This window comes from Psychrobium sp. MM17-31 (genome assembly GCF_022347785.1).
GTDB lineage: Bacteria > Pseudomonadota > Gammaproteobacteria > Enterobacterales > Psychrobiaceae > Psychrobium.
Window position 1 is genome coordinate 38,076 of the sequence record NZ_JAKRGA010000003.1, and the last position, 24,437, is coordinate 62,512.

Genomic DNA, 24,437 nt, shown 5'->3' on the forward strand with positions numbered 1-24,437 from the left:
AAAAAATAGCCAGCGATTGCTGGCTATTTTAGACGGGCTATATTACAAGCAGGCTATTTTGTGGCAGCTTTCATCGCGCCAATAAACTCACCTAGCTCGCTTAGCATTTGTGAATTATTATTGAGGTTTTTCTCAATAATTTTCACTACGGCTGAGCCGCTAATAATGCCGTCGGCACCGCTTGCTAGGCCGTTTTTCGCATCATCTGGTGTAGAGATACCAAAACCGAGTAATAGCGGCGGTGCATTGTTTGCTTTAAGGGTATCAATCAAGTGATTGACTGGCATTTGTACCTTTGATTCTGTACCCGTCACACCAGCGCGAGACAATAAGTAGGTATAACCTTCGCTGTGCTCGGCAACCGCTTTTAATGTTTGCTCGCTGCCATTTGGCGGCGCAATGTAAATTGACTGAATACCTGCGGCAGTGGCAGCTGATTTAAACGGCGCGCTTTCACGTAGCGGCACATCGGCGATTAACACCGAATCAACACCAGCTTTGGTACATTTTTCAAAGAAAGTATCCAAGCCGTTGCTCGCCACAAGGTTGGCATAAAGCAAAAGACCGATCGGCGTTTGTGGGTGCTTAGCACGGATTTTGGCGATAATATCAAAACACACATCTGGTGTTGTGCCCGCATCTAAAGCCCTGTCGCTTGCCGCTTGAATGGTTGGTCCATCGGCACTTGGATCTGAAAATGGAATACCAAGCTCTAGCGCGTCGGCACCAGCGTTCACTAAGGTATCGATAACCGCTAATGATTGCTCAGGATTTGGATCGCCAATGGCAACAAAAGGAACAAAAGCGCCTTCGTTTTTTGCTTTGAGCTGGCTAAATAGCTCGTGATATCTATTAGTCATGAGCAGCTCCTCGCTCTTGTAAAACTTGGGTAACATGGGCGAGATCTTTATCGCCACGGCCTGATAAATTCACCAATAATGTCATCGGCTCTGTTGCTTGCTCGGCCATTTTATAGGCGTAGGCAAGGGCATGTGACGATTCTAGCGCTGGAATGATACCTTCACAGCGAGCAAGACGTTGAAACGCTTCAAGTGCTTCATCATCTGTGACTGATTCGTACTTTGCTCGACCTGTTGCTGCTAAATGCGCGTGCTGCGGCCCAACACCAGGGTAATCTAGACCAGCAGATACCGAGTAAGACTCTTCAATTTGGCCATCACCGTCTTGCATTAAATAGGTGTAAGTACCGTGAATAATACCTTTGCGACCTTTGCCGATAGTTGCGCCGTGTAGGCCACTATCAAGACCTTTACCAGCAGGTTCAACGCCAATTAGCGCAACGTCTTTTTCGTCGATAAAATCGGCAAACATGCCAATCGCATTTGAACCACCGCCAACACAAGCAATAACGGCATCAGGTAGTTGGCCTTCAACTGCGACGATTTGCTTTTTAGCTTCCTCGCCAATCATTTTTTGGAACTCACGAACTAAGGTTGGGAATGGATGAGGGCCCGCCGCGGTGCCCAGTAAGTAATGAGATTTTTCATAACTTGCTGACCAGTCACGCAATGCTTCGTTTACCGCATCTTTTAGCGTGCCGCTACCCGCAGTTACTGGGATAACTTCTGCGCCCATTAATTTCATACGAAACACATTTGGCTGCTGACGTTCACAATCTTTGGCGCCCATATAAATTCGCGCTTTTAAACCAAGTAGCGCACAAGCAAGAGCCGTAGCCACACCGTGTTGACCGGCGCCTGTTTCGGCGATAATGTCGTTTTTACCCATGCGTTTAGCGAGTAGGGCTTGACCTAATACTTGATTGGTCTTATGGGCACCACCGTGGAGCAAGTCTTCGCGCTTTAAGTAGATTTTTACATTCGGATTTGGGCTAAAACGCGTGGTAAGCGTTAGCGCCGTAGGGCGACCTGCGTAGTTTTTTAACAGATCGGTAAATTCTTTTTGAAAATCTTCGTCAGACTGGCTGTCGACAAAAGCTTTTTCTAACTGCTCAAGGGCAGGTACTAGGATTTCTGGCACGAACATGCCACCGAAATCACCAAAGTAGGGAGAGGTATTACTCATTGTTTAAAATCCTAATATTGTCTAATTTGTTGCATTACTTGTTTAATTTTGACGAGATCTTTAACCCCAGGGCTAGTTTCCACGCCCGAGTTAATATCAAGTCCTAAGAAGCCACTGTGAGCTGCCAGTTTGATGTTGTCTGGGCCAAGGCCACCAGCGAGCATTGACTGTGTTTTTAACTCGCTTGGTACTAGTTCCCAATCAAAGCTTTCGCCTGTGCCGCCAAACTGCACGCTGTGATCATTAACCACCGCGCTGTCGATCAATAAACGATCTGCATCACTGGCGTTAATGTCATTTAGTTGGTCGCTACGCTGCGCTTGCCACACTTGGGTGTTTGGTAGCTGTTGTTTCAGCGCAGTCACGTAATCAGAATCTTCGTTGCCGTGCAGCTGAACAACATCGAGCGATACCTTGGTTGCTATCTCGATTAAATCATCAAGTTCTTCATTAACAAATACGCCAACAAACTTCAGGTTAACGCCTGCTTTAACGTCGAGTGCTTGCTCAGGCGTTACGTAGCGCGGCGATTTAGGAGCGAAGATAAGGCCACCATAAACTGCGCCAGCAGCTGCTACGCCGTGCGCAGTAGCATTATCGGTAAGGCCGCAAATTTTGTTTTCACCAAAAATAAGTTGGCGACAGGCTAAGTCGATATCTGTTTGTGCCATTAGTGAACTACCGACCAAGAAGCCGTTTGCGAATGGTGCTAAATCGGTGATTTGTTGATGAGTGCTAATACCCGATTCGCTGATTATAATGCGATCATCACCGATTTTTGGGGCAAACTTCTTAGTGGTGTTTAGATCTATCGATAAATCACGTAAATCACGATTGTTAATACCAATAATCTTGGCATCTAGAGCTAGCGCACGCTCTAGTTCTTTCTCGTTACTTACTTCGGTGAGAATATCCATTGAATATTGGTTGGCGACGTTCGCTAGCTCGATATACTTGTCATCGTCTAACACTGAAAGCATTAGCAAAATGGCATCTGCTCCCATGTAGCGCGCTAAGTGAATTTGATAAGCGTCGACAAAAAAGTCTTTACACAGAATAGGTTGCTCAAGCAGTTCACGTACTTGTTTAACATATTCAAATTTACCTTGGAAATAGGCTTCATCGGTTAATACCGAGATCCCTGCAGCGTAGTGTTGGTAGGCACCGCAAATCTCGACTAAATCAAAATCATCGCGAATCAGACCTTTGGATGGCGAGGCTTTTTTACATTCTAAAATGTAGCCAGCATTCTCACCGCTTAGTGCTTCAAATAAACTGCGAGTTGATGGCTTGAGAGCTTTAATGATCTCATTAGCGGCATAACGCTGCTGTAATTGACTAATTTGCGCAGGTTTATCGGCAACAATTTTATCCAGTACTGTACCTGTCACACGCAGGCCATCGATCATTTGTTGTGTTACTGTCATGCGTTAAATTCCTTACTTGCTGCGGCGAGTTGTTCAACCACCTTATATGGCGCGCCGCTTCGAATACTATTAAGTGCTACTTCAACGCCAGTTTTAATATCTTGGCACTGACCCGTTAAATAAAGGGTAGCGGCTACATTAACGGCTACCGCATATTCATGGGCGGTTTTGCCTTTGCCTTGCAGTAAATCAGTGATTAGGGCGGCATTTTCCTTCGCATCACCACCCGTTAATGCATCAAGTGGAAACGCTTCAATTCCCATGTCTTGCGGTGTAATTTGATAGACCTTTACTTCGCCATCTTTTAACTCGGCTATATCGGTTGGGCCGTGAATGGCCATTTCATCAAGACCGCTGCCATTAACCACCAGCGCACGTTCGACGCCAGTCTGTTTAAGGGTGTGAGCAATTGGTTCAATTAGCGATTTATCATACACGCCCATTAACTGACGATTTGGCGCAGCTGGGTTAATCATTGGTCCTAATACGTTAAAAATAGTGCGGGTTTTAAGGGCTTGGCGCACAGGGGCTGCAAAACGAACCCCTTGGTGATACTGCACTGCAAACAAAAAACACAGATTGTAGTTATCTAAACAATGGCGCGATTGCTCAGGTGACATATCCAATTTGATGCCAAGGGCTTCAAGTAGATCGGCGGAGCCTGATTTACTCGATACGCTACGGTTACCGTGTTTGGCTACTTTGATACCACAAGCGGCAGCAACAAAAGCACTTGCGGTGGAAATATTGATGGTATTTGAGCCATCACCACCAGTGCCACAACTATCGATAAATGAATAGTCAGGGCGTGGGAAGGGCAAGGCGGCTTGTTTTAATGCTAAGACGGCGCCAGCAAACTCGTCGCTAGTTTCACCTTTGATTTTTAATGCGCTTAGTAATGCACTTAGCATGATTGGCTCGACATTGCCGCTCACAATTTCGCTAAACAATGCTTGTGATTGCTCTACAGATAAATCTTGTTGGCGGTAGAGCTGTTCTAAAATATCGTGGATCATTACAGTTCCTTCTTTATTTCAAGGTTGCGTTCATGCGTTGGCATGAGAAACCTTAGCTTGCATTAAATGAGTAAGCGATTGCACCAATAATGCTTCGCCGCCTAGGGTTAAAATTGATTCGGGATGAAATTGAAAGCCAATGATACTTTCAGTCTCATCCATCACCGACATCACAATGTCGTCGATATTAGCCAATACCTTTAATCCGCTTGGCATTTGGGTCGCCATCAACGAGTGGTAGCGTGCGACAGGCATAGGATTAATTAGATCTTTAAATGGTCCCAAATTATTGTGCGTAATATCTGAGGATTTACCGTGCACGGTACCCGGTGCAAGACCAATGGTGCCACCAAATGATTGCACAATAGCTTGATGGCCTAAGCAAATGCCAAGCATTGGAAATTTGCCGCGACACTTGTCAATTAGCTCGACTAAACAACCTGCATCACTTGGTGAACCTGGCCCTGGCGATAATACTAATACTGGCTTTAGCTCGCTGCTTTTCATTTGTTCAATAATGAAATCTGCTGATAGGTCGTTGCGATAGATGGTGACCTTAACCCCCATGACGCGAAACTGATCGACGAGGTTATAGGTGAAAGAGTCAAAATTATCGAGTAAATACACGTGACATTGTGACAGTTGGTCTAGCTGAGTCATTACAGACCTCCTTGTGCAGCAATTGCTGAGAGTACGGCTTGCGCTTTGGCGCGGGTTTCGTCAGCCTCGGCTTGGGGATCTGAATCGAACACTACACCAGCGCCTGCTTGGACAATGGCTGTATTGTCTCTGACAAAGGCCGAGCGGATAACAATACAGCTGTCCATATCACCTGCACTGTTAATGTAGCCAACGGCGCCGCCATAGCTGCCGCGTCGCTGTTGCTCAACATCGCGGATTAGGCGTGACGCTTCAATTTTAGGGGCTCCAACTAAGGTACCCATATTCATACAAGCTTGGTAAGCGTGTAGGGCGTCAAGATCACTTCGCAGTTGGCCTACCACGCGAGACACCAAATGCATTACATGAGAGTAACGATCGACTTTTAATAATTCCGCTACTTTTCGGGTACCTGCTTCACTAATACGTGCAACGTCATTACGCGCAAGATCAACGAGCATAATATGTTCGGCAAGTTCTTTCTTATCAAGACGCAAATCCAGCTCTAAACGGCCGTCTAAATCGGCGTTAATGCTGCCATCGCTGTTAAAGCCGCGACGGCGCGTACCGGCGATTGGGTATACTTCAACTTGATTGGTCGTTTGTTCATACTTAAGGGCACTTTCAGGGGATGCACCAAAGAGCACAAAATCCTGATCTTTTATATAAAACATATAAGGCGATGGGTTAGTGCGCTTGAGCTCAACATAGGCTGCTAATGGATTCGGACAAGGCAGTGAAAATTCTCGTGACGGTACAACTTGGAAGATATTACCTTGGACAATCTCTTGTTTAAGCGTCTTAACGATGTCAATAAAATCCTCATCGTTAATATTAACGGCAACATCTTGCGCGATTGCACTGCCAGTGATGGCGGTTGGCGTAAAATCTTGGATGGCGGTTAATAAAGCTTGGTGATTATTTGCTATCCCGTCATCAAATGATTGATTAACCAGTGTTGCCGTTTGGCGTTGATGATCAAGTAGTAGCGCATCTTCGATGACGTAAAAAACAAAGTCGGGACAATTATTGGCGCCGCTTGTTACCTCTGGCAAGTTTTCCACCGAGGCAATCATGTCATAAGCAAAAGTACCAGCGATATAACGGTGAGCGTCGTCATCACTTTGTCCTTGACTAAGCAACGCATTTAATTCGCGTAGTGCACTAAATGACGATAACGCTTGCAACTTACTGTCTTGGTCTAGTTCTTGATTAGGTAGCGGATAACTCAATGTCACTGACATTTCATCGCTGGCGCTAACTAAATCAGCAAAATGCGCGACTAAAGGCTCAACTAATGCGCGGCCGTTATTGTTAAGCGCACTAAGCGTAACATCGCGATGCTGACAGACGATTTTCATCGCACTGCTTAATAGCAACAAGCTTTGCATGTCATCTTTTGAATCGATTTCGCTCGATTCAAGTAGCATAACATTATGCCGTCCCTGTGTGAGTTGCGAGAAAAGCTCAGTGGGGTACTGGCTATACTGGCAACTGCTTTTTGTTAGTTTACTCTTGATCATGGTTAATTCACTGTTTGTAATTTGCGTTACTTTTTCGTTGTTGCAAAGCTTGCGAATTTTTACGTTGAATAAAAAACAAAAAACCCGCTCGTTAAGCGGGTTTTTCAATGTTGTCTGTTTTATTTTTATACAACCACTGTTAAGCCCGCGAAGAATTCACGCGCCACCACCAAAGATTTGTAAGGATAGTCAGAGATTTTTGTTGCATAATAGACACTAGTTTTTATTCTCAATATAAATTGTTGATTATAAATCGTGTTTTAGACTGAAAATTAATCAATTGTTGGTTATTCAGCCCAAATGTGGCTATAGAATTTAACAATTGTTGGATGATGTCAAGCACCTATTGTGATTGTTTTATTAAATTGTAAGGTTTTTTGGTCAATGATATTTGATTTGCACTGCCATACCACTGTTTCAGACGGCAAACTAACCCCTAAAGAACTCACCGCGCGTGCAGTTGAACGTGGGGTTGACGTGTTGGCGTTAACAGATCACGACACCACAGATGGTATTGCGTTAGTTCAAAAAGAAATAACAGATAACCAATATGATCTTAAATTAATTAGCGGTGTTGAAATATCAACCTGTTGGGAAAATAAAGATATTCATATTGTCGGCCTTAACTTTGATGTTGAGCATCCAGCGATGGTGGCCTATTTGGAAAATCAATCGCAGATCCGTGAGGCCCGCGCCATGGAAATCGCCCGTCGTGTTGAAAAGACCCAGCAAATTGATAATGTTTATCAAGGCGCTAAAGCGATTGCTGGCGAAGGTCAAATCGGTCGCGGACATATTGCGCGCTATATGATTGAGCAAGGTATGGTCAAGGATAATGCCACTGCTTTTAAGAAATACCTCGCGCGCGGCAAAGTTGGCTATGTACCGAGTCCGTGGCCTGATATGAAGTCAGCAATCGATGTCATTCATCAAGCTGGCGGGCAAGCGATATTAGCGCATCCAATGGGCTATAAGCTGTCGGGAAAATGGCTGCGTAAACTGACCATTGCGTTTAAAGCTGCTGGTGGCGATGCACTTGAAGCCGCAGGCTGCCAACTTGCGCCGCCACATCGTCAGCACCTTGCTGCTCTTGCACAAGAATATGAATTACTTGGCTCTGCCGGCAGTGATTTTCATTTTCCATCGAGTTGGATTGAACTTGGCCGCAATCTGTATTTTGCAAAAGGTGTAACGCCTGTTTGGTCGCTGTGGCCTGAATACGTACAAGCTGTTTAAGCATTATCAATATAAGGATTACCATGAGTCAGTATTTTTACGTTCATCCCGATAACCCACAACAGCGCTTAATAAAGCAAGCGGTAGAGATTATCGAAAACGGCGGTGTTGTTATTTATCCCACAGATTCGGGCTATGCCATTGGCTGCCAGCTTGATAACAAATCTGCATTAGAGAAAGTGTGTCGAGTACGGGAAATCGATAAGGCGCATAACTTTACCTTAATGTGTAGCGATCTGTCGCAAATTTCCCAATACGCCAAATATGACAATCAGTGTTTTCGTGCGCTAAAACACGCGACACCAGGGCCTTACACCTTTATCTTTAGAGCGACGCGCGACGTCCCAAAGCGGGTTCAAAATCCTAAGCGTAAAACCATAGGTTTGCGGGTTCCTGATAATAATATTGCCCACGCGTTGTTGGAATTATTAGGTGAGCCGATCTTATCTACATCGTTAATATTACCGGGTGAAGTGGTGACAGAGTCTGATCCTGAAGAGATCCGTATGAAACTAGAAAAGCACGTCGATCTCATTATCGATGGTGGTCACCTTGGTGAACAGCCAACCACCGTTGTTGATATGTCAGATGGCCCTTTTGTGTTAGTGCGTGAAGGTGCTGGCGATCCGTCGCCATTTGTTTAGCGACGAGATAGTTTAGTTTGATGCAAGATAACGACGAATTAGCGCCGCGGAAACCAATCGCACTGGTGGCTGGTGAGCCAGTAGATAAACAGCCGACTGATCTTTTTATTCCGCCTGATGCGCTGCAGGTTTTTCTATCGGCGTTTGAAGGTCCATTAGATTTATTGCTTTATCTAATTCGCAAACACAAATTCGACATCTTAGATCTTCCCATTAGCAGGATCACTGAGCAGTACATGGAATATGTCGATTTAATGAAGGAGCTCAATTTAGACTTAGCGGCTGAATATCTATTGATGGCTGCTATTCTTGCGCAAATTAAATCGAAAATGTTACTGCCGGTGCAAGAAACCGTTGAAGACGAAGAAGCGGATCCTCGTGCGGAGCTTGTCAAAAGGTTGCAAGAATACGAAAGCTACAAGCGGGCAGCGTTAGATATTGAAGCGCTGCCTCGATTAGATCGGGATTACTACACTGCCCATGCAATCAAGGCGGATAACTTGGTTGCTGATTCGCCGCTTAGTGAAGTGACTTTAAAAGAGCTAAGTCTTGCATTTACTCAAGTGATGAAACAAGTGCAGGCAAATGTCCATCATCATATTCAACGTGAATCACTATCGACGCGAGCGCGGATGAGTGAAATCATGGATAAATTAAGTGAAAACACCAGTCTAATGTTTTGGCAATTGTTTAATGTTGAAGAGGGACGAGCTGGCGCAGTGGTGTCATTTTTAGCGATTTTACAACTGTGTAAAGAGCAAATGATTGGTATTGCCTTAGCGAGTGAAGACGACTCTCTCAATGTTTTCTTATTAGCCACCGACGACGTATTGGAATAGAAAATATGGTCAACGAAGCACAAAGCGACCTGAACGAAGTCTCAACCGAGCCAGAAATGGTCGTGCCAAAGTCACCTAAAGGCACTAAACAATTGATTGAAGCCGCATTATTTGCATTTGATAAACCAATGACGGTTAAAATGCTCAAAGATAGTGTATTATCGCATCTCAAATTATCAAGCAAAGAGATAAAAGCGCTTCTCGATGAGCTGACAAGCGACTATCAAGAGCGCGGAATCGTATTACGAGAGACTGCCAAGGGGTTTACTTTTATAACAGATGAAAGTTTAAGTGAGCCGCTAAGCCGACTATGGCAGGAGAAATCACCAAGGTATTCTCGAGCGTTATTAGAAACCTTGGCACTAATCGCCTACAAACAACCCATCACTCGCGGTGAAATTGAACATTTGCGCGGTGTTGCCGTCAGCAGCAACATTATGAAAACACTGATGGAGCGGGAATGGGTTAAAGTGGTTGGTCAAAAAGATATTGCAGGCAAGCCGTCAATATACGGCACTACCAAAGAATTCTTACATTATTTTGGACTGACGTCCTTGGCACAGTTGCCAGAACTTACAGAAAGTAAGCTTGAGATGGCGCTTAGCGAACTCGAGCAACAATAGGGTTAACATGAGTGAAAAATTACAAAAAGTACTAGCACGCGCTGGTAAAGGATCGCGTCGCGAACTCGAAAAAGCGATCAGCGAAGGGCGAGTCAGTGTCAATGGTAAAGTAGCGACATTGGGTGCTCGTGTTGAAGCCAGTGATGCAATCCGTCTTGATGGTGTCGTAGTAAACATCGAAGAAGCGGAAAAACAGATTTGTCGTGTGATTGCCTATCACAAACAAGAAGGTGAATTATCGACCCGTAAAGATCCCGAAGGGCGTGACACCGTCTTTGATCGCTTGCCAAAACTGCGCAATAGCCGTTGGGTTGCTATTGGTCGTTTAGACACTAACACCTCTGGTTTGATGCTATTTACCACCGATGGTGAACTGGCCAACCGCCTTACGCGTTCTAAGCGGGAAATTGAGCGTGAATACGCAGTGCGCATTTTTGGCGAAGTGCTGGATAAAAACATTCAACATCTTCGCGCGGGTATCGAATTAAAAGACGAAGGCAAAATTAACTTTGAAAAAGTCAAACTTCAGCCGGGTGAAGGATTGAATCGCTGGTTCCACTGTATTTTGACCAAAGGGCGAGATCGCACCGTGCGTCAAATGTGGGAGCATGAAGAGATTCAAATTAGTCGTTTGATCCGTTTGCGTTACGGCAATATCGGTCTTGAAAAATCATTGCCTCGTGGCGGATGGCAGGATCTTGAGCTTCCGCAAATCAACTATTTACGTGAGCTAGCAGGATTAGAACCAGAAACAGAGTCATTCTTAAATCTTCGCGAAGAGCAACGCAATAAAACGGCGCGTATTCGCCGCGCCGTGCGTAAACATCGCGTTATCAAAAAAGCCGATGAGCAACGCGGTAAGCCTGCGAAAAACAAAAAGCACCGTCAAACGCAAAAGAAACGAACACGCATGTAATTACAATAATAAAAGGGAAAATTATGAAATATAAACAAGGTATCTTCATTGCTATGGCGAGTGTAGCATTATTTCTAACACCGGCGGTGAATGCTGCTAATGCAACACAAAAGCTTGGAAATTGTTTAATTGACCAGCTCAACGGCAAAGAGCGTAAGACACTTGCAAGGTGGGTGTTCTTTTCAATGGGAGCTCATCCAGAAATTAGCGAGTTTTTATCAGTATCAAACGTTGAACGTACTAAAACTGATAAGTACGTTGGAGAACTTATTACTCGATTATTGGTAAAAGATTGTCCTACTGAAACAGTTAAGGCAGTGAAAGAAAATCCGCGTGCAGTTGAGCAATCATTTCAGCTAGTTGGTGAAGTTGCTATGCAAGAGTTAATGAATAATGAACAGACAATGAAAGCAATATCAAATTATGTTCAATATACTGACCAAAAAGCATTGCAAATGATGATTGGTAAGTAGTTTTCAAGCTGAAATTAAAAACGCCGCTCAAATCGAGCGGCGTTTTTTGTCGGTCGACACTTTCGACTATAAAGAGTCGGGGGATTAGAACGAGTATTCTAAACCAGCGTAGTAGTAAGCGCCGTTAAAGCCGAACGGAGCAGAGCGGCGAGAGTAGGTAAATACACCCGGGCTGCTTACGATTTGATTGCCACTGGCATCAACGATTGTCCCCGTGCGCGAGTTACCAATGGTATTTTTATCAGGGTAAACATCAAAGATGTTATTACCGCCGATATTCACCGACATATTGTCGTTAATTTGGTATTTCACGCGTAAGTCGGTAAGGATTTCTGCGCCGTAGGTTTGGCGGCCACCATCTGTTACCGTGTATTCGCCATAGCGATTAAACGCAAGGTTTATTGACCAATCTTCAATGGTATATAAACCAGTAACGCTGATGCGATCTTTAGGCTGCCATTCCTCAATAATAGAGATGTCTTGCTCAGAGAATATGTCGCTAGGATCAACATCACCCAAAGCACTGTTCGCTGGTGCAAATACTTTAGCCACCTCGGTATCGGTAAAGTTTGCGGCAAAGGTTAGATTTAAATCACCGTCGGCTACTTCCGTATTCCATGTCGCGATAATATCTAAACCCTTAGTCTCGGTATCAGCACCATTTAAGAAGAATTGGCCAGCACCAGCGCCTGCGGCAGTTAATGCGCTATCGAGGGTATCGGATAAGCCATAACCTAATTTATTACTAATCACGATGCGATCGTCGATATCAATGGTGTAGTAATCAATGGTTAAATTAACATCGTCGGTAACAGCGACAACTGCGCCTAGGCTAAAGTTGGTGGACTCTTCTTCTTTAAGCTCTGGAATCCCGATAGATTTGGCGAGGTTACTGTCATTGCGGAACGTACCCACTTGCACGGCAATTTGATCGCCATCTGGGTTTGCCGGATCGTTAATAAACTGGGTGGAGATATTGTTAAAATAAAGCTGCTGCATAGATGGTGCTCTAAAGCCACTACTCATCGCACTACGCAGTGAGAAGTTATCAGTCACTGACCAATTGGCTGCCACTTTGAAGTTGGTACTGTCGCCAAATCCTTCGTAATCATCATAACGCACAGCGCCGCTGATAATGAAATCATCAGATAGTTCGGTTTCCATATCTACATAGAAAGAGGTCACATCACGCGTCTCGTCAACTTCTGACACTGGGCCTATACCACCAAAGCCTTGGGTACCAGCACTGCGATCTGTCGCATAGAGGCTCTGACCCTCGACGGTATCGTAATCACGATATGAATACTCTTCGCCTGCGGTTACAGCGTACCAATCGGTGCGTAACTCTGCGCCAATGGCAAGCTCTAGCGCGTCATAACTTGCGGTGTAATCAAGATTAATAGTGCGTAGCGCTAATTCAAGGCCGTACGCTGCTGCTTCACGTGGTACGCTTGCACGAATTTCATCGGCGCTCAGATCGGTTGTGTAACGCAATGAATTAGCGTAGGACGAGTTAATGGTATCGCTAGTGACATAGTCAATTTTGTTTTGACCATAGGTATAAGAAATGTCGAGGCTTGAATCGTTATCAAACTCTGTGCTGTAGCCAAAATTGTATGAGATATCGTTAATATCTGAATTGATTTTTGGCAGGAATCCAGCTGGGATAGTCGCATCGCCGTCTTGTAATGGCGCATTACCCCCATTGTTGGCATTGTGACGGAAGAATGCGGCCGATTCGTTATCGCGCTTCGAATAGGTGATAAAACCGTATAGTTCACCAGCACCTAATTCATAGGCTGTGTTTACGGTCAGGGCGAATTGACGAGAATCTGCGTCACCAATGCGGAAGGTTTCACGTGTTGCTGTTGCTTCGCGTGGATCGCCAGCTACCTTAACGCCATTAGCACCGTCAGTACAACCTGAGAATTGACAAGAGCCGTGGAGGCCTGCGCGGTTAGTAGTGCCACGATCGCGAATATTAAGGGTGGTATTTAAATAGCCGCTGTCACCAAGCGCAAAGCCTTTAGCAACATCGAGATTGGTGCTCTCACCGTCACCTTCGCTATATTGGCCGTATTGTAAGCCAACTTTGCCGCCGTCTTCTTCATCATTGAGCACGATATTGATAACACCGGCGATGGCGTCAGAGCCGTATTGGGCTGCCGCGCCATCGCGCAGCACCTCTATGCGTTTAATAGCAGCAGCTGGAATTGCATTCATGTCGGTACCAGCCGTACCACGACCAACAGACGTATTAATGTGAATAAGACTTGCTTGATGGCGACGCTTACCGTTAATTAACACCAAGGTTTGATCAGGTCCTAAGCCACGTAGTGTTGCTGGACGTAGTGCATCCGTCCCGTCGCTAATGGCTGAGGTTGAGAAATTAAACGACGGTGCGATGGCCTGTAGCATACGTCCGACTTCAATTTGCCCAGTGTTTTGCAGTGCTTCTTTCGACAGAATATCTACTGGCACAGGTAAGTCATCCGCCGAGCGACCGGCGACACGGCTACCAACGACGGTAATAGCTTCGGGTTTCTTTTCGGCTTTGGGCTGCTCATCCGCAGCTTGAACGGTGGTGTTGGTGGCTAGCAGGGCGGGGATCATCGCCGCAAGTGTAGTCTTCTTCATTGCTGTTGTCTTCCTATCATCATTATCTATTTTAATGCTGATTTGATTAGCGTCGTTAACAACAGCGACGAGTCCAGAGCCATTGAGTAGGGCCTTAATGCCAGAATTGACACTGTAATAACCCTTTAAGCCGTCAACGTCGTGTTTGCTCACGACGTCAAATGAAAAGACAATGGTTTTGTCGGCGGTTTTCCCAAAAGCGATTAACGCCTTGTCGGCGCGCTGTTTGCTAATATCGAATCTAATCAATTCATCAGCTGCAAATACGTTTGATCCAAGTAAGCTACCTGAAACAAGTAGCCAAACTGACAATATCGTTTTGCGTGATTTCAAGCGTCGAGCTTTATGTTTAGCCCGTTGCTTAGTTAGTAAACAGATCAGGATGAGAAATCCTCTACTACAAATGGAATTAAATTTTATTTTGGCGTATAAAGGCTGACAATGCCAGCGCAAAGCTTAGAATAATTAGTCGAAAACTGTAATAAAATAATATGGTTACGCTATGACAGCCTTAAATTAAGGCTGTGCAGCGGATAATTGAACGGTATGTGGTGTGGAGTAGGTCGCTTGAATGTTGAAATTGCTGTGAAGTGAATCAACTAAGCCATCGATATCACCAGCCTTAAAAAAGCCTGCAATCTTAATGTCGGCAATTGCTGGATCGACAATTTCAAATTCGGTTGCCGTGTAGCGGCTAACTTCATCGAGTGCTTGGGTGAGTGATTCACCTTCAAAAATAATCATGCCTTGTTGCCAAGCGAGATCTTTTTGAATGGCTTCGTCTGGAAGTTGTAGAATTGGTGCTCGCAGATTAGGCGCTATTTTCGCTTTTTGACCAGAAGATACTATGGTGGCATTACCTGTCGTACCAACACTAGTGGACATTGCATGAGTTAAATCATCGAGGGAGTTATCACCCTGTGCGACGAGTACACGACCTTCTGTGACCACCAGTTCCATGGTAGTTTCGGAATTCTTTTGCACGTTAAAAATGGTGCCAAGTGCTGTAAAGGTACTTTCGCCGACTTGAACTGTGAATGGTCTAGCAGGATCTTTGGCAACGTCGAAATTGGCTTCGCCGCTATCTAACACTAATTTGCGGTGTTGTGGTGTGAACTCAATGGTTAAGGCGCTCGCCGTATTGAGCACGACAGTACTACCATCAGATAAGGTGAAGGTATTAAACTCACCAACTTGAGTCGCATAGCTCTCAGATTGATAACCCGCTATGCCCATAGCAGCTGGTAGCCAAGATTGTTGAGTTAACATTAACGTTCCAGCGACGAGCACTGCACCCATTGATGCGGCAATCGACCAACGTCTCTTTCGCACTGGTTGCTGGGCTGGAATACTGTCTAGTGGGAACAGGGCGCTTAATTCATTTAGCACACTCAGGTTGTCCCAAAACGCTGCCATTTTTAATAATTGGCGGTGGTTCTCTTCATGTGCGTTTATCCAAACGGAGAGTTCTCGCATTTCCTCTTCAGATAATCCGCGATCGAGTTTGCTTATCCAAAGGCTAGCTTGGGCCTGGATATCGTCCTTTTTTACAAACTGACTAATGTTACTCATCGGCTTTTAAACTCTTTTACCGTTTGTTGGGTGTCGCGTGTTGGAGACTGCTCTATGGATTCCATGTATTGTACACTTAATAGCAGTCCTTTAGCGACGTGTTTTTCGACAGTGCTTTCACTAATTTGTAAGTAATTGGCGATCTCTTTTTGGGTGAGTCCATATACTTTTTTTAGGATAAAACATTTTCGGACGGGGCCTGATAATTGCTGAGCCGCTTTTACAAAATGAAGAAAACGCTCTTTGCTCTCAAAATTGTCCTCAAAGTTATCTGTTAATAATGAGACAGGCGATTGCGATAAATCCTCTATCGATTGATTGAGTTTTTCGGCGGATTTGGCTTTGTGATTTAAGGCAAGGTTTTTTGCTGTGGTGAGCATGTAGCTGCGGGCGTATTTTATTTCCTGTTTTAGCTCTGCTTCATAGCCACGCACAAAAGTATCTTGGACAATATCGTCAACATCTTCTGGTTTGACAATATTGCTTATAACGCGGCGTATTTGACCAGTATATTTAACAAAGCTGCTGAAAATATTAGATTTATTGTCCACAGAAGCAAGTCCCTTTGATTAGTTAGACCAATATAGGCGGTTGGAGATTATCTTGCAACTTTGTTTTTCTAATTAACAGGCACTAGTTATTGGCGGTAAAGCCGATTCTAAAGCCACCCCAATGTTTTCCTTTGACAAAAATCGGTGCCGAGACATCGTGCATAATCTCGCCTGTGTCGCGCTTGTAAGTTTGTAGCAAGAACTTTTCTGTATGGGCGCCACAGCGAATGCCTGTAGGGTCATTGAATAGTCGTTTTGTTCGATTATTGACGACGTCTTTATCATAATTTCCAGTAAGTGGCTTAGAGAACTTGGCGTTATGAGTGGGGAAGTAGCCATTGTTATCGACGGCACCAGCGTAAATCATGTCCTTAAACGTATCGAGCAATGGCTCTTGAATAGCGGGAAGATGCTGGTCGGTAAAACTATCGAAAGCTGTAGTGTATTTTGGCGGATTAGTATTGGCGATCTCTTGATAATTTCGATCGAACAAGTCTTGGCGTGATATCTGGTTATTGTCGATTGCTGTGTCAAACATGGTGCCAATAGCCTGGGCTGCAGACTGCGCTTGTTGACACATGGTCTCAATCGTAGTTCCTGTTTTAAATGCTGATAGTTGGATAAAGATCGATTCCGTTGACTTCGATAGCTCGGTGGCATCGTGTGAAACATCAGAGGTTTCCTTGCCTTTATGGCTGAGAAATTCACTGATTTTTAGTATCGAGCTCGATAATTCTTCCGTGGTGGCATCTTGTTCTTTAAGCGCGGAGCTTATTTGGCCAATGGAGTGAGACGAGCCTTCCATCAACTGGCTGATGCGCTCCATTGATTCTGACAGTGAATGACTTACTTCCACCACTTGCGATGTTTGATTCGATACCTCATCCATAACTTGGGTAGTTGATTCGGTTTGATGGGTCATATCCTTAAGCATTTGGCCGATTTTGTCTGTGGCATCAGCAGTTTTTGAGGCAAGGGCACGTACTTCATCTGCAACGACGGCGAAACCGCGTCCTTGTTCACCTGCTCGCGCGGCTTCAATAGCAGCGTTTAAAGCGAGCAGGTTCGTTTGTTCAGCAATTGAATCGATAACATCGGTAATACTTTGAATTTCGGAAGCGCGTTCCACAAGCTTGTGGATCTGCGTCGTCGCATTGGCTACGCCGCTATGAAGAGTCGTAATACTATCGATATTACTTTGTAATTGGGCTTTGTTGGTTTCACTGGCCTGTTGAGCATCTATCGCCGATTGTGCCGTTATAGTGGCGTTGTGATTAATTTCTTTGGTGCTGGCGGCTAGTTCTTCAGTTGCAGCAGCAACACGGCTTGCTTCATCGCCTGTGTTTTCGATATCGGCGGCGAGTTGCTCAACGAAGAAGGCGACTTGCGCTGAATTTATTGCCAGTTCACTTGCGCGGTTACCAATTTCCTGCCCGACATTGGTCATTTGTAGATCTTTGGCTTCCATTAAATCATGCGCATTGTCACTCTGATCTAATTGGTGTTTGGCGGCTAATTGAGATAATTCTTGAAGATAGGGCCTTTGAATATTAAAGAACAGCAATGCGAGGTTTAAACCAACGGTGAGTATTGCACCAATGGTAATGGTTAACGATAAAGATAAATTCTGGGAAAGGATAGCTATTGCGATGCTCGCCAGAAAGTTGAGAGCAGCAAAAGAGACGAATGTAACTGGGCGAATTTTCATGATAAACCTCATCCTTGTCGCAAATCACAAGGGTTATTACTACATTAGTAGTTAACCTAGGTGCTTTAATAATAAAAAACTATTAGACCAAAGCATGTATTCAAACAGGCCTATTTTTCAAGTTATTGCTGATAGCCTTTGCAGTCAATGCTTTTGTTATGATATTCAAACGGGAGTTGTTGATTTAGATCAATCGGTTGAAAAGATAAATGTCTTGCGAATTTTAGAGAGCGTTAAACACGCCTTCTAATCACCACAGGTAATTTAAGAAGGCGGCTTTTAAGTTTTTGCTAAGAATAAGGCGTTTAAGTAATTGGAGCTTCAGTGGTATTAGCAATAATCACCGCACGTTTAGGGGCAGGGTGACCTTCGATAGTTTTGCTGTGCTCATTTGGATCTAAAAAGTCTTCCAATGACTCAAAGTCCATCCACTCGGTGCGGCGTTGTTCTTCCAGTGTGGTGTCACAAACATCGACGCAGCGTACGTTTTCAAAACCGAGCTTTTCTAGCCACAGGATCAGAGCATCAACGCTCGGCAAGAACCACACATTATTCATTTTGCCATAGCGCCCTGGTGGCACTAGCACTTGGTTTTCGTCGCCGTCGATCACTAATGTTTCTAATACCAATTCACCACCCGGACGCAGTTGGTCTTTTAACTGCTGCAAATGATCGATTGGCGATTTTCGGTGATATAACACCCCCATCGAAAATACCGTATCAAAGGCGCGTAGCTTAGGTAGCTCTTGAATGCCGAGTGGCAACAAATGAGCGCGTTGGTCGCCATTGGCTAGGTGACGGATAATCTCGAATTGGAACAAGAATAGGGTAGAAGGATCAATACCGACGACAAAATCAGCCTCATCGCCTAACATGCGCCACATGTGATAGCCGCTGCCACAGCCGACATCTAATACAGTGCGGTACTTCAGTGGTGAGATATGTTCGCGCAGGCGCTCCCATTTCCAATCGCTACGCCATTCGGTGTCGATGTGAATATCGTGGACGAAGAATGGCCCTTTGCGCCATGGGGTAAACATCTTAAGCAATGATTCGAGTTTCTTTAATTCGCCCGCTGGCACATCTTCACTAGTCGCAATGCGCACTGCATTTTTAAAATCGATATTATCAGCGTGAATATGCGGCAACTTTTCCATGCACTTTTGCCATTTGGGAAATTGACCGTGCTGATGTTCTCGCTGCCATGTGCCTAATTGTGCTGGCAGTGTTTCTAACCAATGACTTAATTGGTTTTTGGCAATAATTTGATAAAAGTTACTAAAGTCAATCATTAGAGATTGTCCCTTATTTAAATGTGTCTATATAACTAATTTGAACGTTTAGTTGTTATTTGATGGCAATCATCGAGCTAAAGTTAAAACACTGGAACCACAGTTCACTGGTGCTAAAGCCTGCATTAGCAAAACGCTGCTGGTGGATATCAAAGGTATCGGTAAGCATTACGTGTTCGATGGCATTGCGTTTTTGGCTGATTTCAAGCTCGCTATAACCATTGGCTCGCTTAAAATCATGGTGTAAGTCGGTGAGCAATTCGTTGACTGTGTCGTTTTCAAAGCGCAGTTTTTCAGAGATGATTAAGATACCGCCTGCGCGTAAACCACTATAAATCTTATTGATAATCGCCTGACGCTCGTCAGGTTTAATAAATTGCAGGGTAAAGTTAAGCACCACAACGCTAGCGTTATTAATATCGATGTTTTGAATGTCATCACAAACCACATCAACGTCGGTCTCGCTTTTAAAGGCATTAACTTGCAACAAGCAACGTTCAATCATCGCCTGAGAATTATCAACAGCAACAATTTTACAGCGACTGGCTGTGACGTGACGGCGCATTTCTAAAGTTGCAGCACCTAGGCTACAACCTAAATCGTACAAATTTGAATTTGGCTGGGCGAAACGCTTGGCGAGCATGCCAATCGCAGTAATTATGTTGCTATAGCCCGGCACTGAACGTTTGATCATGTCAGGAAATACCTGCGCTACCTGCTGATCAAATTTAAAATCCCCTAATTTATCGAGGGGCGCCGCGTAAATATTGTCCGTGTGTTCGGTCATAATTTTTAATCACTCAAAATTAAGTGCGCGCATTTTACAGCAGGTAGGTGGGCGTGTCTTGTGAAAGTTGATTGTTAGCTAAAATGTCTTTTCTGCGTGTGATCTTCAAAGGTAGAAGCTGTGCTTGCTTTATGAGGTAGTCAGTGACATATTCCCGTTGACGTCGATAAGACTTATCGCAATAGACGGAACGGTTTGTTATTAAAAGAATTAAGGCGAGAGTTTAGGTAAAAGGTTAGTGTGAGGTTATAACAATGATTAAAGAGCTAAAATTGCGTAATTTACTTGTCGTATTGGTTTTCTTTTCAATATCATCATTTGCTGATGATGTTCGAAAGCTAGAAGCTAAAAATCCGCAATGTCAGAAGGAGTTGGAAGAATTTGTGGATGATTATACGAAATATCGAGGTCAGCTCCATTTTGACTTCGAAATGTCGAGGTTAAAGCAGTTTTTGCAAATTAGACAACTTGCATTTAGTGAAAGTGCTTTTGAAACACAGAAGCAAATTGATAGATACATTCTCAAAGCTTTGACCTATCTTTTAAATGCAAACGCAAATGTAAAGAGGGGACTTCATACTGTGGAAGTACGAGAATTTAAAGATCTATTTGAGCGTGTGCCGTTACAGATTGACCCCAGTCAAAATGATATACTTCTGGCGCGATTGGAATCACGTTTGAAAGATTCTGAACGCTTAAATGACGATTAACAATAGCAAATCAGTCAAAAATGAATTCGCCAATAATTATCACCAAAACCCTTCCATCAGATTTTCTAGCCATTGCTGCACTCGATCGTGTGGCGTGGCTTAACAATGCCCACGGTGAGTTTATCCCCGATGGTGAGCACTCATGGCGCATTTGGTGCGAGCACGCGGTTATGTATAGCGCCAAGTGCGATGAAGAAGTCGTTGGCGCTATTCTCGCATTTGCTTGTGAAGATGGCCGCTATTGCTTGCACAAGGTGATGGTAGATGATTCGCAGCGCGGTAAGGGCATTGGTGGTATGTTATTTAAGGCATTATTCGATGAACTTGATGAAAAACGCGTAGAATGTTTCTTAACGGTCGATCCCAACAATAATCATGCGATTGCGCTTTATGAGTCGTGGGGTTTTGACGAACGTGAGCTGGTGGAGGGCTTTTACCGCGCTCATGAACATCGCTATGTGATGACTCGCAAGCCCTGATTATTGTCGTAAATTCATCCAGTTTAAGATCTTGATCTAACGCTTGATTTTAGCGCTTACCTAATTGCTATTTTTTCTTTATACTATGCGCCATTATGTAAGCGCCCCAAGGGCAGAAGTTAGGAAATTAGACAATGCGCAGCCATTATTGCGGACAAGTAAATGAATCTTTAATCGGTCAACAAGTTGAGCTTGTTGGTTGGATCAACAAACGACGTGACCTAGGTGGCGTTATCTTCTTAGACCTACGCGATCGCGAAGGTATCTTACAAGTGGTTTACGATCCAGATTTAGAAGACGCATTTGCTGTTGCTAACAGCCTGCGTAACGAGTTTTGTGTAAAAGTTACTGGTATTGTTCGTCCACGTCCAGAAGGTCAAGTGAACAAAGACATGGCTACTGGTGGCGTTGAAGTACTAGGTAAAGCACTAGAAATCATCAACAAAGCAGAGCCATTACCGCTTGATTCAAACCAAAATAACTCTGAAGAAGCGCGTTTAAAATACCGCTACTTAGACTTACGTCGTCCTGAAATGACAGAGCGTTTAGTATTCCGCTCTAAGGTAACTGGTTTTGTACGTCGTTTCTTAGAAGACAACGGCTTCTTAGATATCGAAACACCAATCTTAACTGCTGCTACGCCAGAAGGTGCGCGTGACTACTTAGTACCAAGTCGTACTCACAAAGGTAAGTTCTTCGCACTACCACAATCTCCACAGCTATTTAAGCAGCTGCTAATGATGTCTGGTATGGACCGTTACTACCAAATCGTTAAGTGTTTCCGCGATGAAGACTTACGTGCCGATCGTCAGCCAGAGTTCACCCAAATCGATATCGAAACGTCATTCATGACATCAGATGAAGTGCGCGGTAAAACAGAAGAGCTAGTTCGTAACTTATTCAACGATTTATTAAACGTTGATTTAGGTGAGTTCCCAACCATGACTTACGCGGATGCTATGCGTCGTTTTGGTTCAGACAAGCCTGATTTACGTAACCCATTAGAGTTAGTAGACGTTGCTGATTTATTAAAAGATGTTGAGTTTAAAGTATTCTCAGGTCCTGCAAATGACGAGAAAGGCCGTGTTGCTGTAATCTGTGTACCTGGCGGTGCATCACTATCTCGTAAGAACATCGATGACTATGGCAAGTTCGTAGGCATTTACGGTGCTAAAGGTCTAGCGTGGATGAAGGTTAACGACATCGATGCTGGGATGGAAGGCATTCAATCGCCAATTCTAAAATTCTTAAACGAAGAAGTTGTGAAAGGCATTTTAGAGCGCACTAACGCGAAAACTGGCGATATTATTTTATTCGGCGCTGATAGTGCAAACATCGTGACTGAAGCAATGGGCGCGCTACGTCTGAAATTAGGCGAAGATTTAGGTCTAACTTCTGATGAGTGGAAACCACTATGGGTTGTTGATTTCCCAATGTTCGAAGAAATCGATGGTCAGTACCATGCATTACATCATCCGTTCACGGCACCAGTTGGCGTAACCCCAGAAGAGCTAGAAGCTAACCCAGCAGCTGCGCTATCTGACGCATACGACATGGTATTAAACGGTTGTGAATTAGGCGGTGGTTCAGTGCGTATCCACAACGCGCCAATGCAAAGCAGCGTATTTAGAATCTTGGGCATCAGCGATGAAGAAGCACAAGAGAAATTTGGTTTCTTACTTGAAGCATTGAAATACGGTACACCACCACACGCTGGTTTAGCTTTCGGTCTTGATCGTTTAATCATGCTAATGACAGGCACTAGCTCGATTCGTGACGTTATGGCGTTCCCGAAAACAACGACTGCCGCTTGTCCATTGACTAATGCACCGGGTAATGCGAACCCTGCACAGTTAGATGAGTTAAACATCGCGTCGACTGTTGTTGAAGAAGAAAAATCAGAAGACTAATCCGCGCCTGTGATTAACTTTTGAATAAGAAACGAGCCACTGGCTCGTTTTTTTTTGATTTTTAACAAATACTGTACTTGTAACCAGTGGTTTTATGACATAACCTATCACCATGATAAAAGCACAGTGTGCAAATAAGGTTTAAATCAATTTTATGTCAATCATCCTCGGGATAGATCCAGGCTCTCGTGTCACAGGCTACGGCGTGATCAAAAAGCAAGGCAATAAGCTTAGCTATGTCGCCAGTGGCTGTATTCGCATTAGCGAAAAAGAGCTGCCACAGCGTCTAAAGCAGGTGTTCGATGGCGTGACGCAATTGATTGAAACCTATAAACCAGATGAATTTGCCATCGAGCAAGTGTTTATGGCGCGTAATGCAGATTCGGCATTAAAGCTTGGTCAGGCGCGCGGTGTCGCTATTGTCGCAGCCATGAATGCATCGATTCCCGTTGCTGAATATGCAGCGCGTTTGGTAAAACAAGCTGTTGTTGGCACAGGGGCAGCGACTAAAGATCAAGTGGGGCACATGGTAACGCAAATGCTTAAGCTACCAGCGCAGCCGCAAGAAGATGCTGCCGATGGTTTAGCAATTGCCATTTGTCACGCTCACAATACACAAAGTCTCATTGCGATGGCGGGGAAGAGTACGGCGCGTTCAGCTAAAGTACTACGCGGTCGTTATCAGCTGAGTAAAGAGCAGCTCAAAGCAAACAAAATAACAATAAAAGATTTAAAAGGATAAGCGCGTGATCGGAAGATTAAACGGCATAGTTGCTGAGAAACAGCCTCCATTATTATTACTTGAAGTCTCAGGCGTTGGTTATGAAGTACAGATGCCCATGACCAGTTTTTACCAAATGCCAGAGGTGGGTGAATCAGTCACTATTCATACTCACTTTGTGGTGCGTGAAGATGCGCAGTTGCTGTATGGATTTGCGCAAAAGGTTGAGCGAGAGCTGTTTCGTGAAATCATTAAAGCCAATGGCGTGGGGCCAAAGCTTGGTTTAGCGATTTTATCGGGCTTATCGGCAGCAGAGTTTGTTAATCTGGTGGCTAATAATGATGCGGCATCATTGGTGAAACTGCCGGGTATTGGTTTAAAAACCGCAGAGCGTTTGATTATCGAGCTAAAAGATCGTCTGAAGAACTTCACGTTAAGTCAGCAAAAAGATTTAGGCGATTTATCATTGCCGCAAGAAGCCTTGGGTTCAACCTTTGTGGAAGAAGTTGATGTTGAGCAAGATGCTATTGATGCGTTGCTCGCCTTGGGTTATAAACAAACGCAAGCAAGTAAAGTCGTTAAGAAAGTCCGCACACCAGATATGAGCAGTGAAGACCTCATTAAAGCGGCACTTAAGTCGATGATTTAAATAGCAGCAAAAGAAGCT

23 protein-coding genes are annotated in these 24,437 nt (G+C 44.4%); 11 read left to right on the top strand and 12 right to left on the bottom strand.

The window, feature by feature from the left end; genetic code table 11:
* Positions 1–53: 53 nt before the first annotated feature.
* Genes trpA through MHM98_RS08985 form a run of 6 tightly spaced genes read right to left on the bottom strand, consistent with a single transcriptional unit; the run spans position 54 to position 6,672 of the window.
* Complete coding sequence (gene trpA / locus MHM98_RS08960; protein ID WP_239438942.1) at positions 54–860, bottom strand: tryptophan synthase subunit alpha; 807 nt, start codon at positions 858–860, stop codon at positions 54–56.
* Positions 853–2,046 (bottom strand): tryptophan synthase subunit beta, encoded by a 1,194-nt coding sequence (gene trpB / locus MHM98_RS08965; protein ID WP_239438943.1) that lies wholly within the window; start codon positions 2,044–2,046, stop codon positions 853–855. The genes trpA and trpB overlap by 8 nt, the downstream gene beginning before the upstream one ends.
* An 11-nt stretch (positions 2,047–2,057) precedes the next feature.
* Positions 2,058–3,473, bottom strand: coding sequence for a bifunctional indole-3-glycerol-phosphate synthase TrpC/phosphoribosylanthranilate isomerase TrpF (trpCF, locus tag MHM98_RS08970; RefSeq protein ID WP_239438944.1), 1,416 nt, complete (start codon positions 3,471–3,473; stop codon positions 2,058–2,060).
* Positions 3,470–4,489: an anthranilate phosphoribosyltransferase gene (gene trpD, locus MHM98_RS08975; protein ID WP_239438945.1), complete on the bottom strand. Its 1,020-nt coding sequence runs from the start codon at positions 4,487–4,489 to the stop codon at positions 3,470–3,472. Before trpD ends, trpCF begins: the two co-directional genes overlap by 4 nt.
* Positions 4,490–4,519: 30 nt before the next feature.
* Entirely contained in the window at positions 4,520–5,149 is a 630-nt protein-coding gene (locus MHM98_RS08980) for an aminodeoxychorismate/anthranilate synthase component II (protein WP_239438946.1), read from the bottom strand.
* Complete coding sequence (locus tag MHM98_RS08985; RefSeq protein WP_239438947.1) at positions 5,149–6,672, bottom strand: anthranilate synthase component 1; 1,524 nt, start codon at positions 6,670–6,672, stop codon at positions 5,149–5,151. The genes MHM98_RS08980 and MHM98_RS08985 overlap by 1 nt, the downstream gene beginning before the upstream one ends.
* Before the next feature lie 384 nt (positions 6,673–7,056).
* On the opposite strand from MHM98_RS08985, the gene MHM98_RS08990 reads away from it, so the two are divergent.
* Genes MHM98_RS08990 through MHM98_RS09015 form a run of 6 tightly spaced genes read left to right on the top strand, consistent with a single transcriptional unit; the run spans position 7,057 to position 11,403 of the window.
* Positions 7,057–7,908, top strand: a complete 852-nt coding sequence (locus MHM98_RS08990; RefSeq protein ID WP_239438948.1) for a PHP domain-containing protein — start codon at positions 7,057–7,059, stop codon at positions 7,906–7,908.
* Positions 7,909–7,931: 23 nt separating this feature from the next.
* The gene (locus MHM98_RS08995; RefSeq protein WP_239438949.1) at positions 7,932–8,552 is read left to right on the top strand and encodes an L-threonylcarbamoyladenylate synthase; all 621 of its coding nucleotides are present in this window, start codon (positions 7,932–7,934) and stop codon (positions 8,550–8,552) included.
* Positions 8,553–8,572: 20 nt separating this feature from the next.
* A complete protein-coding gene (locus MHM98_RS09000; RefSeq protein WP_239438950.1) occupies positions 8,573–9,391 on the top strand; it encodes a segregation/condensation protein A in 819 nt (272 codons plus the stop codon).
* A 5-nt stretch (positions 9,392–9,396) separates the two neighbouring features.
* On the top strand, positions 9,397–10,014 hold the full coding sequence (gene scpB, locus MHM98_RS09005; RefSeq protein ID WP_239438951.1) for an SMC-Scp complex subunit ScpB: 618 nt from the start codon (positions 9,397–9,399) through the stop codon (positions 10,012–10,014).
* 7 nt (positions 10,015–10,021) lie between these two features.
* Positions 10,022–10,930, top strand: coding sequence for a 23S rRNA pseudouridine(2605) synthase RluB (rluB, locus tag MHM98_RS09010; RefSeq protein WP_239438952.1), 909 nt, complete (start codon positions 10,022–10,024; stop codon positions 10,928–10,930).
* 23 nt (positions 10,931–10,953) lie between these two features.
* A complete protein-coding gene (locus MHM98_RS09015; protein ID WP_239438953.1) occupies positions 10,954–11,403 on the top strand; it encodes a hypothetical protein in 450 nt (149 codons plus the stop codon).
* A gap of 84 nt (positions 11,404–11,487) precedes the next feature.
* On the opposite strand, the gene MHM98_RS09020 is transcribed toward MHM98_RS09015, so the two are convergent.
* The 6 genes from MHM98_RS09020 to cmoA all read right to left on the bottom strand — a co-directional run bounded on the left by MHM98_RS09020 (position 11,488) and on the right by cmoA (position 19,950).
* Positions 11,488–14,016, bottom strand: coding sequence for a TonB-dependent receptor (locus MHM98_RS09020; protein ID WP_239439701.1), 2,529 nt, complete (start codon positions 14,014–14,016; stop codon positions 11,488–11,490).
* A gap of 540 nt (positions 14,017–14,556) precedes the next feature.
* A complete protein-coding gene (locus tag MHM98_RS09025; RefSeq protein ID WP_239438954.1) occupies positions 14,557–15,612 on the bottom strand; it encodes a FecR domain-containing protein in 1,056 nt (351 codons plus the stop codon).
* Positions 15,609–16,163: an RNA polymerase sigma factor gene (locus tag MHM98_RS09030; protein WP_239438955.1), complete on the bottom strand. Its 555-nt coding sequence runs from the start codon at positions 16,161–16,163 to the stop codon at positions 15,609–15,611. The genes MHM98_RS09025 and MHM98_RS09030 overlap by 4 nt, the downstream gene beginning before the upstream one ends.
* Before the next feature lie 82 nt (positions 16,164–16,245).
* Entirely contained in the window at positions 16,246–17,871 is a 1,626-nt protein-coding gene (locus MHM98_RS09035; protein ID WP_239438956.1) for a methyl-accepting chemotaxis protein, read from the bottom strand.
* 305 nt (positions 17,872–18,176) lie between these two features.
* Positions 18,177–19,163, bottom strand: a complete 987-nt coding sequence (gene cmoB, locus MHM98_RS09040; protein ID WP_239438957.1) for a tRNA 5-methoxyuridine(34)/uridine 5-oxyacetic acid(34) synthase CmoB — start codon at positions 19,161–19,163, stop codon at positions 18,177–18,179.
* A gap of 55 nt (positions 19,164–19,218) precedes the next feature.
* Positions 19,219–19,950, bottom strand: coding sequence for a carboxy-S-adenosyl-L-methionine synthase CmoA (cmoA, locus tag MHM98_RS09045; RefSeq protein ID WP_239438958.1), 732 nt, complete (start codon positions 19,948–19,950; stop codon positions 19,219–19,221).
* Between the two features lie 254 nt (positions 19,951–20,204).
* Between cmoA and MHM98_RS09050 the strand changes: the two genes are divergently transcribed.
* The 5 genes from MHM98_RS09050 (at position 20,205) to ruvA (ending at position 24,419) form a co-directional block, all read left to right on the top strand.
* On the top strand, positions 20,205–20,660 hold the full coding sequence (locus MHM98_RS09050; protein ID WP_239438959.1) for a hypothetical protein: 456 nt from the start codon (positions 20,205–20,207) through the stop codon (positions 20,658–20,660).
* A gap of 20 nt (positions 20,661–20,680) precedes the next feature.
* Positions 20,681–21,139: a GNAT family N-acetyltransferase gene (locus tag MHM98_RS09055; RefSeq protein WP_239438960.1), complete on the top strand. Its 459-nt coding sequence runs from the start codon at positions 20,681–20,683 to the stop codon at positions 21,137–21,139.
* A 134-nt stretch (positions 21,140–21,273) separates the two neighbouring features.
* Entirely contained in the window at positions 21,274–23,049 is a 1,776-nt protein-coding gene (gene aspS / locus MHM98_RS09060) for an aspartate--tRNA ligase (protein ID WP_239438961.1), read from the top strand.
* A 154-nt stretch (positions 23,050–23,203) separates the two neighbouring features.
* Positions 23,204–23,791 (top strand): crossover junction endodeoxyribonuclease RuvC, encoded by a 588-nt coding sequence (gene ruvC, locus MHM98_RS09065; RefSeq protein ID WP_239438962.1) that lies wholly within the window; start codon positions 23,204–23,206, stop codon positions 23,789–23,791.
* Between the two features lie 4 nt (positions 23,792–23,795).
* The gene (gene ruvA, locus MHM98_RS09070; RefSeq protein ID WP_239438963.1) at positions 23,796–24,419 is read left to right on the top strand and encodes a Holliday junction branch migration protein RuvA; all 624 of its coding nucleotides are present in this window, start codon (positions 23,796–23,798) and stop codon (positions 24,417–24,419) included.
* Positions 24,420–24,437: the final 18 nt, after the last annotated feature.